Genomic DNA, 14,794 nt, shown 5'->3' on the forward strand with positions numbered 1-14,794 from the left:
CTGATGAACATATCCGGTTACTTAGAAAAAATCAAAAAGCCAGTCAAAACAATGCATATTATTCAGTTGCTGGGGGAGGGAAACAACAGGTAAGAAATTCTTATGAAACTATAAAGAACCCTACTATTTCTTAGTAGAGTTCTCAAGGATGGTAACGATTAAATTGTTTAAGGAACGATTCTGTTCTTTAGCAAGTGCTTCCAGTTTCTTCTTTAGAGCCTTTGGTATGGTTATATTGGTTCTCGTATTATCAGCACTAATGGTCATTATCATTCACCTCTAGGTAATTATAGCAATGAAATACAGTGTTGTAAAGGTGGTGCCGCTATGGTATAGTTTCCTTGGAGGTGATATCAAGTGATCCTCGGAAAGAAAGTTAGACTCAAGCCCACAGAAGCACAGGAACAGCAGTTGTGGAAGTCGGCTGGAACTGCAAGGTGGGCATACAATTGGGCATTAGACAGACAAGAGAAGAACTATGCTAGTGGTGGAGATTTCCTTTCAGACAATGATCTGAGGAAAGAGCTAACCAAATTAAAGCAAACGGAAGAGTTCTCTTGGCTTGGGGATGTTTCCAATAATATCCCCAAGCAAGCAGTTAAGGATGCCTGTGATGCTTACAAGAAGTTCTTTAAGCATTCAGCTGAAAAGCCCACATTCAAGAGCAGGAGGAAGTCTAAACCTTCATTCTACAACGATAACTTGAAACTAAAGGTCAAAGAAGTCATCGTCCTAATTGAGAAAATCGGATGGATCAAGACTTCGGAACAATTGCCACTAGGTCAAAAGTACACTAACCCTCGTATTTCATTTGACGGAAAGTATTGGTACCTAGCAGTTGGAATCGAGCAAGAGCAAGATAATGAGCAGTTGACAAGTGAAGTCATCGTCATTGATTTTGGGATCAAAGTCCTTGCATCCTGCTCTAATGGTATGGTGTTCAAAAACATTAACAAATCTCAAAGTGTCAAGAAGCCAGAGAAACGGCTTCGTAGGTTGCAACGTAAAGTTTCTCGAAAGTATCAAAAAAACAAGAAAGGAGTCCGTTTCGTCAAAACCTGCAACATTATAAAAGTTGAGAAGCAAATCCGTGTGCTACATCGAAAGTTAACTGGAATCAGAAGTAATCATATTCACCAAGCCACCAATGTAATTGTGAAAACCAAGCCTTGCAAAGTGGTTGTGGAAACTCTAAACATCAAGGGTATGATGAAAAATCGGCATCTATCGAAAGCAATTGCTCAACAAAAACTGTATGACTTTAAGTTGAAGCTCCAATACAAGTGTGAGAAACATGGTATCGAACTTGTTGAGGCTGACAAATGGTTTCCTTCGAGTAAGATTTGTTCGAGTTGTGGAGCTATTAAGAAAGACTTGAAGTTGTCGGATAGAGTATACAGTTGTGCATGTGGTTTGGTAATAGATCGAGATTTCAATGCTTCCATTAATCTTTCGAGATACCAATTAGTAGTCTAGTCACCTAAAAGACACTACTAATGTGTACGATTCGTTGCATCGGAATTTAAGCCCTTGGAGTGTTATATCAAACGAAAGTAGCCTTCGGGCAAAATCGGACACGATGAATAGGGAAGCAAACAGAACTTTAATAGACTTTTATAAAGTTTTGGCAACGGGAATGAAGCTATGACCATGTACAATCCTACCGTTGATCAACGTGTGGATAAGGCCCTCGCTGATGACTTCTTGCGACAAGCTACGCGCAGGGCGACAGACCGCTTGCGCAACAACAAATACAAAGCAGCTGATGAACTGGGATCTTGGGAGGAATGGCGTAACGCTGGAGCAAGTATCCGAAAACATGTGATTGAGAATCTCGATTATTATTTACAACAACTGATCCAGCAAACTGAAAAACGAGGCGTGCAGGTTCATCTTGCCAAAACTCCAGAGGATGCAGTCGCCGTTGTCCGGGATATTGTCCGTAAGCATAATGCTAAGAATGTCATTAAATCAAAGTCAATGATCTCTGAAGAAATCCATCTTAACAAGGCATTGGAAGCAGATGGTGTGCTCAGTGTGGAGACAGACCTTGGAGAATATATCATCCAAATAGCCGGTGAGCCCCCCTCGCACATTATAGTACCGGCGATGCACAAAACCCGCCAGCAAGTAGCCGATTTATTCGAACCCATCGCTGGTCAAGCCTTAAGCTCTGACACCCCCACGCTGACTCGTTTCGTCCGCATCAAAATGCGTGAACAATTTCTCCATGGTGATATCGGTATCACCGGCTGCAACTTCGCCGTCGCTAATACGGGAAGCATCGTCATGGTCACCAATGAAGGAAACGGGAGGATGGTTAGTACTCTGCCACGAGTTCAAATCACCCTCATGGGCATGGAGCGCATCGTTCCCTCATTTCGAGAACTAGACGTAATGCTCAACCTACTAGCTCGGAGCGCAACGGGGCAGAGGCTCTCCAGCTACACCACCATCCTCACCCCACCTAAGCAAACCGCCGATTCGGACGGCCCTGAGGAGTTCCATCTCGTGATTCTCGATCATAACCGTTCTGAAATTCTGGGAGATAAGACCTTCCGACCTGCTTTGAATTGCATTCGCTGCGGGGCCTGCTTTAATGTATGTCCCGTCTACCGTCAAATTGGAGGGCACGCTTACGGCTCTGTTTATTCAGGCCCCATCGGCTCTGTGATCACGCCACTTTTGGAAAAAGATTGGGAAAAATGGGGACACCTCCCCTTCTTCTCCTCATTGTGTGGTGCTTGCTCAGAGGCCTGCCCTGTACACATCCCACTTCATGATCTCTTAGTAAACCTTCGAGCTCGTAAAACTCTCAGTGGACATACACCTCAAATTGAGCAACAAATCTTCAAAGCGTTTCGCTACTTTTTCACTCATGAAAAGACCTTGCGCAGGGCACTACGTCTAGGCTCTCGTCTACAATGGCCTTTTGTTCGGAATGGACGAATCTCAGGCGGTCCCCCACCCCTTTCCAACTGGACTAAAAGCCGCACTCTTCCGATGGTCGCCCCAAAATCCTTCATGCAAATTTGGGCCGACTCAAAGGCTAGCCGTAAATCGCCACATTAAATCCCTAATTGAGATGAGAGGTGAGAGCTATGTCACACGTTAACGATTTTATCAGCCAACTGGCGTCCAGGTTAGGACGTCCCACCCCTACTGATCTTCCACCTGCTGTCGATTTTCAAGTACCCCAATATCGGTTATCCAACCCCGGAGAGCGTACCACCATCTTCCTCCACAATTGGCAGGCCCTTGGGGGCAAAGGGGCCATCGTCAAAACAGAAAACGAAGCCTTGACCTGTCTTAAAGAATGGTTCGGGGACCTCCCGTTGACCTGGGTCAAAAGCAATCCGTTAGCCCTCTTAGCGTGGGATAGTTTGCCACCGTTAGCGGAATCTGTCTTTTCAACTCTAGACTGGACCCTAGCCCGCTATACTATGTCAGCCCCGGACCCTCGAGATCGTTATTCAGTCGCTGCCCAAGCTGAGCTTGGCATCACAGGGGCTGATTGGGGAATCGCACTCTCTGGAACAGTAATCACTAATAGCAGCCCCCAACGAGGGCGAGCTGTAAGCCTACTCCCCCCTCGACATCTCTGCTTTATTGAAGCAGCAAAACTTCGGGATAACCTCAATGAGGTTTGGGAAGAGATTTCAGAGTTAGGCAGCCCTCCGTCAGCCATCGAGATGATCTCCGGTCCCAGCCGAACCTCCGACATCGAAATGGATTTATCGATCGGAGTCCATGGACCTATCGAAGTTTATGTGATTGTAATCGACGTTTAGACAAAAGAAACTTTAAAACTTCCCGGATCTAAAAATTGACACAAACAACCAAAGCAACATGACCCCTGCAACGATAAAGCCGATTTCAATAGCAGGGATCTGCCAAAGTAAAATGGGTTGAGGCGCCAAAGCAGAGGCAATAATCAGACCCGCCATGACAATACTGAAGGAAAGTAAGACAATACTAAACGAAATTCGGTTGGAGATGCGATCTAATTTCCTCAAAAAACTATCCAGTTCCGGAACACTGACTTCTAAATGAATACGCCCTCCCAACAAATCTCGCATGAGAACTTTCATTTGTTTCGGAAGACTTACTAGCAGATCACCAAAATCCGAAACGTTATGCCAGACCCTGCCCGCAATCGAGCTGGGTCGGTAGCGTTCCTTAAGAAGTTGCAGTCCAAAGGGTTCAGCCATATCTAAAATGCTCAGCTCTGGATCCAATTTTTCTACGATCCCTTCAAGAATCAGCAAGCACTTGGCCAGCAGGGTAAAATCTGAAGGAATACGGATTCGATGACGAAAGGCGACTTTAAAAAGATCGCTAATCGCCTCCCCTAAGCTGATTTGACTCATGGGAACATCCAAATACTTTTCTCGCAACTCATCCACTTCATGGGTTAGAAGCGGAAGGTTAACCTCATCGGGCACTATCCCTATTCGCAAGACGGCTTGAATCATACTCTCCGTATTTTGACGCATCATCGCGATCACCATCGAGGCAAAATTATGCTTCATATCTTTGGTAAGCCTTCCGACCATACCAAAATCAATCAAGGTAATCGCACCATCGCTTAAAAGAAAGATGTTTCCGGGGTGTGGGTCAGCATGGAAGAAACCTTCAATTAGAACCTGATGGAAGAGAGAGCGAACCAGCTGTTCTGCGACAGCTTTGCGGTCAAATCCCTGCTTCTCTATCATCTCAAACTGATTAAGCTTTATGCCTTCTACAAACTCCATGGTCAGCACAGTGCGCGTGGAATAATCCCAATAAATGGACGGTATGTGAACCATACTGTCCTTTTTAAATTGTTTGGCGATTTTCTCGGCGTTTCTGGCTTCGATGGTATAATCCAGCTCATTACGAAGGGATTTCGAAAACTCCTCTACCACATCACGCAATTGGAGACGTTCCATCTTAGGCATACGGTGTTCGGCCAGCGTCGCTAAATCTAAAAGGATTTCCAGATCTGTTTCAATTAATGCCTTAATATTAGGGCGCTGTACCTTGACAGCTACCCGTTCTCCCGTCCGTAACTGAGCACGATGAACCTGACCTATGGAAGCAGCTGCGATCGGTTTCTCATCAAAGGAAGAAAAATTCACCTCGATGGGGGAACCTAGTTCTTGTTCGATAATTCGAGCGACTTCCTCGAAGGAAAAGGAGGGCACATTATCCTGAAGGCTTTCCAACTCCTGAAGAATATCTTCCGGGATAATATCTGCTCGGGTACTGGCAATCTGCCCAATTTTGACATAGGTTGGACCTAACTCCTCTATTACCCGGCGTATCCGTTCCCCCATTGATAATCGATCAATCTCTTCTGTGTCTGTGAAAAGCCGTTTGGGTAGGGACAACATATGTAAAAGTCCCATCTCTTCCACTACATAACCAAACCCGTGGCGAGCTAGGACTTTAGCGACATCTCTATAACGTTTAATATGGCGTATTCTTTTCCCAATCATCAGAAAACGTCCCCTTCTATTCGAGGTTCGTAGTTCGCGGTTCGTTCATGAGATGAGTTAGTATTTTATTATAGTATTATTTTTGCAGAGACCTTAACTCTCTAAGAACCGCGAACTACTTACTTCGAACTATGAGATTAGCAGGCCTTTTGTCTTGGATCTAATCATTATTCTCGAATTTATGCCGGGATTATTCTGGCAGTGATTCCTCTTTTACTTTTTCTAAAGCCGCTATCCGTTGTTCCAAATGGTCCAGATCTGTCTTAGTGGGTATATTCAGGTCCTTTAGGAGCTGAGCAAACTGTCCTCGAAAACGCTCATTAATTTGTTTTCTCTCGGTTTCCCCTTTTTCAAACAACTCCTGCACAAGATCCTTCGACTCGGCAGTAGTTACTTCTCCTTTTTTAACTAATTCATCGACCAGTTTCTCGATCTGTTCCTTACTAACCACAGCCAATCCCAAGCCAAGGGCCAAACCCTTTTTAATAAGGTCTTTCATGAAATTCTCCCCCTTTATTCTTATTCATTCCTATAAAGAAGACTTGGCTAGTTCCAAGCCTTCAGGCGTAAGCGGTCGGTCGAATGCTAAGTCATCTATGGCGCATTCGGCACTAGACACGTCCTGTGTCGAACGCCTTAGTTGCACTTATGCAATACTGCTGCAAGTTATACTTTCTGACTAGTTTTAAAAGTTCAAAATACTTCTGATCCCTCGAATTTTGTAGTTCGCATTTCGACAGCGACTTCAAAAATTCAAACCCCGCCAACGTTATAGATTATACACTAATCATTGTTTACAAAAACAGCAAAACTTATTTATCTAAAAGCATAACAAGTTGCATTAATTATAGGTCGTAGGCTTTCATCCATTATGTACCAAAGACAAACCGAGTTTTATCCGTTATACTTGGGAAAGTCTTCGATACAATCTTGTCGTGAGGTTAAGCACCTTGCTTTACTAAAAAAATAACAAACAAAGAACGAAAGGATGAAGAACATGACAAAGATGTACAGTATTACTTTAGCTAGAATCCTCGCACCGATCATTTCTGCATTCTTATTTGTGACAATAATCACTATAAACCCAATCACTGTAACAGGTGATCTAAACACAAAAGAAATTCAAACAGCGAATGCTATTTTGCCAGAAGTGGAAGCAAATGTTCCAGCAACATCAGCTCCAGCGACCCCTACTAATCCCCCTGCCACCAACTCAGAACCCGCTCCTGCTACGACAAACACGCCAACACCCCCGGCCAAAAAGGCGGAACCACAAGCATCCAGATCGGGTAGTACTTCGACCAGTGCCCCAACAACAAGTACTCCGACCAGTAAACCAGCTAGTACTCCGACTAGTACACCTACCCCTCCTAAAACCACCTCTCAATCAGGGAAAGCAAGTGCGATTATTGCGACCGCTAAACAATATATCGGCGTAAAATATGTCTACGGTGGAACGACCCCCGCTGGCTTCGATTGTTCAGGCTTTGTTAAGTACGTTTTTGCCAAAAACAGTATTAGCCTTCCTAGAGTATCACGTGATCAATATAAAGTCGGAACGGCTGTCTCCTTTAGCAATCTTCAGCCAGGCGATTTAGTCTTCTTCTCCTTGGCGAAAAATGGAGTGGTTGATCATGATGGCATCTATGTTGGTAATGGACAATTCATCAACGCTGCAAGTTCTAAAGGTGTGACCATCTATGCGCTCGGAACTTATTGGAAATCCGCATATGTCGGTGCCAAACGAGTAATATAACTCAATTATTTTATACTAATCAGAAAGTATTAACTTTATGTTATATACTGCGAGAAGGCTAATCCGTGCGAAGACAGTGTCTTCGTCTGGAAGCATAAGTGCAACTAAGGCTTGGCGCAAGCCAAGTTTCATTATCAGACTGGGGGTGTAACAACTTGTTAATTCAAGCTTGTTACACCCTATTTAAAAATCATTCATCATCATCTGATAATGACATTTTGATAAACAATCTGTACTCGACGAGCCGCAATCAAAACCGACGATTTCTCCTTCATACATAGAGCCACCCTCAACTCGATTACGGAAAATCCTAAGCCTAACAAGCTTACTGACTATTGAACACGTTTCTTCTCTTTCCTCAATAATCTGCTTCATAATATATTCATCGCATGTCCCTAAGATGGAGGTGTGTCTTGCTCTTAGCAGACTTAGTCCTATTTTGCATAACGGCAACTTCAATAATCGTAGCCAGATTACGCCCCGGGCGGACTGGAACCGTGATCTCAGGAATAGGAATCCCTAGGATCTCTCGTGTTTTTGGCACATCAATTCCAATACGATCGTAAATTTTTTCTTCCTGCCATTCCTCCAAGTGAACAATAAACTGAATAACTTTTTCATCCCTTACGGAACTTGCTCCAAACAGAGTCGTCACATCCAGAATTCCTAAACCACGTAACTCAAGTAAATGCCGAATTCGTGCCGGGGCGGTGCCTAGTAATCTCTCTTCATCAACCCGGCGAACCTTCACGACATCATCAGCAACCAGCAGATGCCCGTTTTTAATGAGTTCTAAAGCCGCCTCGCTTTTACCAATTCCACTTTCACCAGTAATCAAAACCCCCACTCCATACACATCGACTAACACCCCATGTGCGACCGTAATGGGAGCTAACTGGTTAATGAGGTAACGAATTAAGAGATAAAAAAGTTGGGTGGCAGAGCGATGCGTGCTCAAAAGAGGAATCTTCCGTTCACTGGCTAATTCGATAAACTCAAGCGGAAGCGCTAAATTCCGGGTAATAATTATACAAGGTACTTCTGCAATCATGACTTGGGCAATCTTTGAGCGACGTACCGAATCATCATACTGCTGGAGTAACCCTAATTCAGTCCGTCCGTAAACTTGTATGCGTTTAGGAGTCAAATGCTTTAAAAAGCCAGCTAATTCAGCACTCGGACGTTTTAGACTATACTCCGTGATTTCCTTGTCTAACCCCACATGCCCTGCTAAAACCTCAAAATTAAATTCCTCAACTAACTGATTTACAGTAAGCAATTTGCACCCTTCTTTCTTAAGGGAGAAGGGGGAAAACAAGGGGTCAGGTCCCCTGTTTTGGTCAAAACGAGAGCCTGCCCCCCGATCCTCCCCTTTTTTTCCCAATTTTTCAAGTTTATTAAAGGGTTAATCTAAAATCAAAATTCCAATCTTGCTCCAATAGTTTTACCTTTCTCCTTGTTTCCTCATGACAAGATCTGAATTTGTTTAACTTTAACCATTATTACTTCTAGTTTACTCACCGTATATCCTTCCGAACTTTTTAACAAAGGCTTAAAAGATTTACTGACCCTTAGTTCTCCACTTTTCTATCATACCCGATTACTTTTGAAGCTATTTGAACGCAGGACGTAACTTCATACACCTTTTTAACTTGAGCTCTTATGACTAAAGGTTGGGCAAATATATTTACAACTCTCCCTTGTTTCCGTTATTCTATAAGAAGACCCATTTTCTCTTTGAACCATACCGATTATGTTTAATCACACAACCAATATCAGCATTAATCTTTGATATTTTAGGAGGTGCCTCCCTTGAAGAAGCAAGCGATTGTCATAAATCCCAAAGACAACGTAGCTACGGTTGTAGATGACTTCCCACCAAGTACGATTATCCATTTTTTTGTAGGCCAATCGGAACGAACCGTCCAATTACTGCAAGACATACCTCTCGGCCATAAATTTGCCATTCAAGAAATAAAGGTCGGCGAAGAGATCCTCAAATATGCTGAAAGCATCGGATTGGCCACTACCTTAATTCAGCCTGGGCAACATGTCCATGTTCACAACATGGACACCCAACGCGGACGCAGAGACAAGTGAACTAATTTATCTAAATAAAGGTATATGGACTACAGGAGGAATTACTAAATGCAAATTCTTGGTTACCGTCGACCGGATGGAAAAGTGGGAATACGTAATCACATCTTAATTATCCCTACCTCCGTCTGTTCGAGCACCGTCGCTTCAAATATTGCCAGTCAAATTCCCGAAGCCATAGCCCTTCCTAATCAACACGGTTGTTGCCAAATCGGTACAGACCACGAGCAAACAGTACGAACGTTAATCGGCTTTGGCAAGAATCCCAATGTGGCTGCAGTTCTGGTCGTCGGACTTGGTTGCGAAGGGATTCCCATCAGAGAAACGGCTGCAGAAATCGCAACCTCCGGCAAACCCGTCGAAGTAGTTATCATTCAAGAAATCGGCGGCACTTTAAAAACTGAAGCGGAAGGATTGCGAAAAGCAGCTGAATTAGTACGCCAAGTCTCCCATCTTCAACCCGAAAAAGTAGATCTTAGTGAACTGAGCCTGGCCATCGAGTGTGGAGGGTCTGACTTCACCTCCGGTCTAGCCTCCAACCCAGCCTCAGGTATTGCCGCAGATTTGTTAGTGGCTGCCGGGGGTAACGTCATGTTGTCCGAAACCACGGAATTCATCGGAGCAGAGCATGTCCTAGCTCGCCGTGCCAAATCAAAGGACGTAGCCGAGAAACTGTTTAAAATTGTGCATGACTGCGAAGAAAGAGCAAAGCTCTTAAACGTTGACATTCGTGATGGACAACCCACACCCGGCAACATTGCCGGGGGCATCAGCTCGATTGAGGAAAAATCCTTAGGATGTATTTATAAAGCCGGGCACGCTCCCATTCAGGACGTTCTTAGGTATGGTGAAATCCCTCAAGGCAAAGGGCTTTACATCATGGATACCCCGGGGCAAGATATCGATTCGATCACAGGTATGCTCGCTGGCGGCGCAACCGTCGTGATCTTTACGACGGGACGTGGAACACCCACCGGTTCCCCCATTGCGCCAGTGATTAAGATAACCGCCAATGAGCGGACGTTCAAAATGATGGAAGATAACATGGATCTTGACGCATCTCCCATCATTTCGGGTGAAGAAACCATCGAGCAAGCCGGGCACCGTATTTTTGAGGAAATCATTGCCGTGGCAAATGGACGAAGAACCAAAGCGGAGAGCTTGGGATATCGAGAGTTCGGAATATATAAAATAGGACCTACTTATTAAGCCTGTTAAAACAATGTGACGTTTAACATTTATAAGCTCCCCTGGAATGCCTATCTGCGTAGGCTTTAGGGGAGCTTTAGCTTTGTCGATCTACCGCATTTGTAAAAAAACGAAGAAATAGACCTAAAGATTTCGTCTCCATTCTCCGATATAAGAACTAAGCAATGTTAGTGATTAATTTTCAGATTCTTGGAGTGTGAATAAAGTGAACACATATGGAAGCGCCGTAGGAGATAACATATTAATAGTGGAAGATAAGCCTGAAAATTTACTGATCTTAAAGGGCTATCTTAATACTATTGACTGCAACATAATAAGGGCGAAATCCGTTAAGGAAGGCTTAGATTACCTACGAAACTATGAGTTCGCACTCTTAATCCTTGATATGAAAATGTTGGAAATAGACAACTTAACTACCTCTGATATCCCCAAAATTTATATTGTGAGCAACAGCCTCGATCAAGGATTTTTATATATCGACAAAAAGAATTGCTTAAAAAGCAAGCACAATTGCTAATTTCGTAGCTCGTTATGGTGGCGAGGAATTTACCGCAGTTTTACCTAATACTGATAAAAAAGGTGCTTTTCATATTGCCGAGCGGATGAGAAAATGCATTAAGAAGTTAGCTATCAAGCACCCTACGTCTCGTGTAGCTGACTGCGTCACGATTAGTTTAGGTGTCGCTGAGTTAATCCCCCAAGCCTCTGATTCGATTGCAGATTTTATTAATAATGCCGATAATGCCCTCTATATGGCTAAACAACTCGGACGAAATAAAGTCCATATGGCAAATTTAAGTAGAATCGAAACTAATCTACAGCCCCCTCGAAAGAACATCATATATAGGTCATATAGAGAAACTATTGCAGAATTATGGTTTTCTTAATTACGCAGAAACTGTCTATCCTAACCTTCAAGGTGTATAATGATGTTATCAGTGGGGTTATTGAAGGAGGTCACTATGTTTAGTGTTGATAAAGAAGCTGTACAATATATTAAGTCGAAATCAGGCTCTTTGGTAATTGACTTGAAGCTAAATCCAGCCGCAGGCGGATGATGCCCTGCCCCGAACGTAACAGGTCGTTACGTACCGAAACTCTCTATCAGAGAACCCCAGGCTAACGAACAACTCCAATATAATGTTTTTGAGCAAGATGGAATCAAAATTTACTATTCTTCAAAGCTTAAAGTTAGATATGGCTTAACAGCAATTAGAATTAAACTCAAGAAACTATTGTTTTTTAAATGGTTGGAATTAGAAGGGGCAGCAGTGTAGTGGATAGATTAGTGTAAAGAAGCAGGGAATGATTCCGAATGAAATCGTTCCCTGCTTCTTTTAGGTGGAGTTCTGCTTCCCTATTTACGAAATATTTTGTCAGTTTATCGGAGGCCGTGCACTTCTCAATTTCGTCCAGACATATTATGGTATAAATTGGTTAAAAGGGGTGCTTAACATGCATATGATGTTCCACACTGTAAAACCAGGGGATACCCTTTGGAAAATAGCTCACCATCACCACACTTCCATTCATCACTTACTTCACATTAATCCTTGGATAAAGAATCCTGATCTGATTTTCATCGGTCGGAAAATCAAAGTTCATTAAAAATTATCTCTATTTGATAATTCGAACAAACTGGAATATTCCAGAGGATGTCTCAAAGGGGCATCCTCTTCTCGTTAGGCAGACTACAGGCGTTATTAAATAAAGTCCTGCTGTTCTCCTCACCTGAACAATAAACATTGCTTGCGGCCGCCGTACTAAAGATTTCTCAAATTCACCTTCCTTACTGTTCCCGCTCCTCTTCCGGGATCCCAAGAAGGATGAGCGCCTGGATGTAGGCCAAATTCGTCACCAGTGACGAATTTGGATTGCCGTCACTGTCGGGGGAGGCAAGCAGTTTCGTCCCTACTCTTCGAAGAGCTGCATCAGCCTGTCGGCCGTTCGCTAACCGATTCCTTCAACCTCTTGTCCCATTCCCCATGGGGAAGCAGGCCTAATTAGCTGCTTTTTTAAGTAGAATTATAATTGCTTTTTCCCATTATATGGTTCATCGAGATTTGCGTGGACCAGTTCTGAACTGTGTAGCCTTTTTGGAGTTGATACGATAACCCAATGCAAAGATGGCATCAAGGTTATTGCATTTAGTATTAGGTTTTTCTGCCCTTGGAGTATGTGCAAATTTTGCACATACTACTTCTTCCATTGGTACGTTCAAAAACAGCTTACCCTTTTCAATCCGTGCACCCACATAGGGTGCGGGGCTGATGGCAGACTCGGGGAAACAGGGGGACAGGTTCATTGATTTTCGCCCCCCTATTTTATTCAAATCCACGTCAGAGCTCTCACTGCTACCTACTGGAACGTCTTACATAACCTAAAGACAGTAAAGAAATAAGAGATAGGCTCATTCCTATCCCTTTATTTAGTACGCTCTATCAAGAACTTTTCAGAGTGAGCTAATTCACTCCACCACAAGGCTGCGACGGAGAAAAGGTGCTCGTGATCTTACAATCCTCGCAAATTTTCAGCCCTCGATCTTCATACAATTCCTCTGTCGAAATAACTTCAACCCCACATTTTTCACATTTAGCCATAGTAATCCCTCCATTCATAAAACTCAATATCTTTTTCTAAAAAGTTATTTATATTGATTATTACATTATCATAATACTTCATAAATTCATAGTGCTGAATATTAAATTTTCAGAATTTTTAAATTATATTTTCCGCTGATCACAGTTGTTTTTGTGAGCGTACGCTACTCACACAAAACCGACCCTACCAGATACGCAAAATAGCTTTTCACCACAGCGGTCAAGTAATCCCAAAAGGAACTCTAAGTAGTATCGAACAAACCTCAGGGATTAGATTCTATCCCCTGGTGTAAACCAAATATTAAAGATTAAAAAGGAGTTGATTGGGTGTCCAATCATTTAATTTATCCAATAGTTGTAGAAAAATCCGATGACGGAGGCCTTGGTATGTATTTCCCCGATTTCCCAGGAATAGCGATTTTGAGTATTGATATTACGGATGGTATTAAAAAGGCAAAAGAAATGCTCGTGGATCTCTTGTTAGAAAAAGAAGAACTAGACCAGCCACTCCCCATACCTTCTGCTCCTGAACATATCGCCTTACTCGATGCAAATGACCGTATTGTGTTTGTAGAGATTTATATGCCACCCTATCGCAACGAAGCCGCGAATAAGTCTGTAACCAAAAATTGCACCTTGCCTAAATGGTTACGCGATGTTGGCGAAGAAGCAGGCCTGAATTTTTCGCAGCTTCTTCAAGCGTCAATCAAGGATGCCCTTGGGATTAAGTCAATTGAAAAACAACGTTATACAAAATAATAGGCAGGCTACGGACCTGGCTCCTCAGTATCGCCCTCTTTTACTACGTTATGTTTCAATTCCTTATAGGCAGGCTACGGACGGTGGCAGAAGCGTTTGATGTAGCACAATCAGCAAGTTTCAATTCCTTATAGGCAGGCTACGGACGGGAGGAGTAGGCGGAAGGATCAATCCCCTTCAGGGTTTCAATTCCTTATAGGCAGGCTACGGACGCGTTTCTTGATTCCATCATGCAATATAGATCCCAGTTTCAATTCCTTATAGGCAGGCTACGGACGAGGCTGAATTAAGTCTCTTTTCTTTATCCTGATACCAGTTTCAATTCCTTATAGGCAGGCTACGGACCTCTGTTACCTTGTGAATAGGCCAGATAGAGCATTGTTTCAATTCCTTATAGGCAGGCTACGGACCTGCTCCGAATGCGTTTGAGTCCTTGGCTATTTGGGTTTCAATTCCTTATAGGCAGGCTACGGACATAGATATAGATAAAGAATTAGAATTAGAACTAGAGTTTCAATTCCTTATAGTGTCTGTTACAAAAAGCTGAACAGCACCAAACATAAGTTCTTTAAAAATAATTACACCCCTATCCATGGTGTGGTAAAATTAAGGTGACAAAACCAAAATTATCACACAGGAAGAGGTGTAAACCTTGCATATACAGATAGACATGTTCTCACCCCTATATTATAGCACACTTGGTTTTAATGCGGATCTCATTGATTATCTTTCTTTCATTAAAGATGAATATATCCGCTTTCTGTTCCCACGGCCCATCCTTGATCCTCGGGGACGTAAGCCTTGGGATGCCGTCATCTTATTTCGCATGCATGTTTTGTACTTCACTCGTCCTGAATTTGTCTCATTTCGGCAAATGTGCACAGAGTTGGCTA

The 14,794-nt window shown here is 43.1% G+C and carries 18 protein-coding genes, 2 pseudogenes and 1 CRISPR repeat array; of the genes and pseudogenes, 12 read left to right on the forward strand and 8 right to left on the reverse strand.

From position 1 onward, the window contains the following. Window positions 1–123: 123 nt before the first annotated feature. Complete coding sequence (locus tag JL57_RS05825) at window positions 124–273, reverse strand: ribbon-helix-helix domain-containing protein (protein ID WP_366556986.1); 150 nt, start codon at window positions 271–273, stop codon at window positions 124–126. Between the two features lie 84 nt (window positions 274–357). Between JL57_RS05825 and JL57_RS05830 the strand changes: the two genes are divergently transcribed. The 3 genes from JL57_RS05830 to JL57_RS05840 all read left to right on the forward strand — a co-directional run bounded on the left by JL57_RS05830 (window position 358) and on the right by JL57_RS05840 (window position 3,791). Continuing rightward, window positions 358–1,476, forward strand: a complete 1,119-nt coding sequence (locus JL57_RS05830) for an RNA-guided endonuclease TnpB family protein (protein WP_034141123.1) — start codon at window positions 358–360, stop codon at window positions 1,474–1,476. A gap of 168 nt (window positions 1,477–1,644) precedes the next feature. Further along, window positions 1,645–3,072: a LutB/LldF family L-lactate oxidation iron-sulfur protein gene (locus JL57_RS05835; RefSeq protein ID WP_034141124.1), complete on the forward strand. Its 1,428-nt coding sequence runs from the start codon at window positions 1,645–1,647 to the stop codon at window positions 3,070–3,072. 29 nt (window positions 3,073–3,101) lie between these two features. After that, a complete protein-coding gene (locus JL57_RS05840) occupies window positions 3,102–3,791 on the forward strand; it encodes a lactate utilization protein (RefSeq protein WP_034141125.1) in 690 nt (229 codons plus the stop codon). Window positions 3,792–3,803: 12 nt separating this feature from the next. Here JL57_RS05840 and ubiB read toward each other — a convergent pair whose 3' ends face one another. Continuing rightward, window positions 3,804–5,480 (reverse strand): 2-polyprenylphenol 6-hydroxylase, encoded by a 1,677-nt coding sequence (gene ubiB / locus JL57_RS05845; RefSeq protein WP_034141126.1) that lies wholly within the window; start codon window positions 5,478–5,480, stop codon window positions 3,804–3,806. A gap of 190 nt (window positions 5,481–5,670) precedes the next feature. Then, a complete protein-coding gene (locus tag JL57_RS05850) occupies window positions 5,671–5,979 on the reverse strand; it encodes a phasin family protein (protein WP_034141127.1) in 309 nt (102 codons plus the stop codon). Window positions 5,980–6,468: 489 nt separating this feature from the next. Between JL57_RS05850 and JL57_RS05855 the strand changes: the two genes are divergently transcribed. Beyond that, window positions 6,469–7,236, forward strand: coding sequence for a C40 family peptidase (locus tag JL57_RS05855; protein ID WP_045691714.1), 768 nt, complete (start codon window positions 6,469–6,471; stop codon window positions 7,234–7,236). A gap of 183 nt (window positions 7,237–7,419) precedes the next feature. On the opposite strand, the gene JL57_RS33630 is transcribed toward JL57_RS05855, so the two are convergent. Both JL57_RS33630 and hprK read right to left on the reverse strand, forming a co-directional pair. Next, entirely contained in the window at window positions 7,420–7,611 is a 192-nt protein-coding gene (locus tag JL57_RS33630) for a hypothetical protein (protein WP_291299756.1), read from the reverse strand. Window positions 7,612–7,618: 7 nt separating this feature from the next. Beyond that, window positions 7,619–8,515, reverse strand: a complete 897-nt coding sequence (hprK, locus tag JL57_RS05860) for an HPr(Ser) kinase/phosphatase (protein WP_034141134.1) — start codon at window positions 8,513–8,515, stop codon at window positions 7,619–7,621. Between the two features lie 533 nt (window positions 8,516–9,048). On the opposite strand from hprK, the gene JL57_RS05865 reads away from it, so the two are divergent. From JL57_RS05865 to JL57_RS33635, 6 genes are all read left to right on the forward strand, one after another. Continuing rightward, the gene (locus JL57_RS05865; protein ID WP_034141128.1) at window positions 9,049–9,336 is read left to right on the forward strand and encodes a UxaA family hydrolase; all 288 of its coding nucleotides are present in this window, start codon (window positions 9,049–9,051) and stop codon (window positions 9,334–9,336) included. A 48-nt stretch (window positions 9,337–9,384) separates the two neighbouring features. Further along, window positions 9,385–10,542: a UxaA family hydrolase gene (locus JL57_RS05870; RefSeq protein ID WP_034141129.1), complete on the forward strand. Its 1,158-nt coding sequence runs from the start codon at window positions 9,385–9,387 to the stop codon at window positions 10,540–10,542. 247 nt (window positions 10,543–10,789) lie between these two features. Continuing rightward, complete coding sequence (locus JL57_RS36260; RefSeq protein WP_366556988.1) at window positions 10,790–11,059, forward strand: hypothetical protein; 270 nt, start codon at window positions 10,790–10,792, stop codon at window positions 11,057–11,059. Then, entirely contained in the window at window positions 11,052–11,429 is a 378-nt protein-coding gene (locus JL57_RS36265; protein ID WP_366556989.1) for a diguanylate cyclase, read from the forward strand. The genes JL57_RS36260 and JL57_RS36265 overlap by 8 nt, the downstream gene beginning before the upstream one ends. Before the next feature lie 75 nt (window positions 11,430–11,504). Then, window positions 11,505–11,819, forward strand: a complete 315-nt coding sequence (locus JL57_RS36270) for a CC/Se motif family (seleno)protein (RefSeq protein WP_366556987.1) — start codon at window positions 11,505–11,507, stop codon at window positions 11,817–11,819. 187 nt (window positions 11,820–12,006) lie between these two features. Next, entirely contained in the window at window positions 12,007–12,150 is a 144-nt protein-coding gene (locus tag JL57_RS33635) for a LysM peptidoglycan-binding domain-containing protein (protein ID WP_291299759.1), read from the forward strand. 184 nt (window positions 12,151–12,334) lie between these two features. Here JL57_RS33635 and JL57_RS33640 read toward each other — a convergent pair. The 3 genes and pseudogenes from JL57_RS33640 to JL57_RS33645 all read right to left on the reverse strand — a co-directional run. After that, window positions 12,335–12,539 (reverse strand): annotated as a pseudogene (locus JL57_RS33640) (DUF3102 domain-containing protein); the annotation flags it as partial. Window positions 12,540–12,595: 56 nt separating this feature from the next. Further along, a complete protein-coding gene (locus JL57_RS05885; protein ID WP_034141132.1) occupies window positions 12,596–12,847 on the reverse strand; it encodes a virulence RhuM family protein in 252 nt (83 codons plus the stop codon). 157 nt (window positions 12,848–13,004) lie between these two features. Further along, window positions 13,005–13,142 carry a hypothetical protein gene (locus JL57_RS33645; RefSeq protein WP_291299757.1) on the reverse strand — a complete coding sequence of 46 codons (138 nt, stop codon included), beginning with the start codon at window positions 13,140–13,142 and terminating at the stop codon, window positions 13,005–13,007. 327 nt (window positions 13,143–13,469) lie between these two features. Here JL57_RS33645 and JL57_RS33650 point away from each other — a divergent pair. Then, window positions 13,470–13,778 (forward strand): annotated as a pseudogene (locus JL57_RS33650) (type II toxin-antitoxin system HicB family antitoxin); the annotation flags it as partial. 109 nt (window positions 13,779–13,887) lie between these two features. After that, a CRISPR array of direct repeats spans window positions 13,888–14,441; the repeat unit is 30 nt; unit sequence GTTTCAATTCCTTATAGGCAGGCTACGGAC. 112 nt (window positions 14,442–14,553) lie between these two features. Next, window positions 14,554–14,794 (forward strand): hypothetical protein (locus JL57_RS33655; RefSeq protein ID WP_291299758.1); only part of this gene is annotated, 241 nt, incomplete at its 3' end.

Source organism: Desulfosporosinus sp. BICA1-9 (assembly GCF_000802135.1).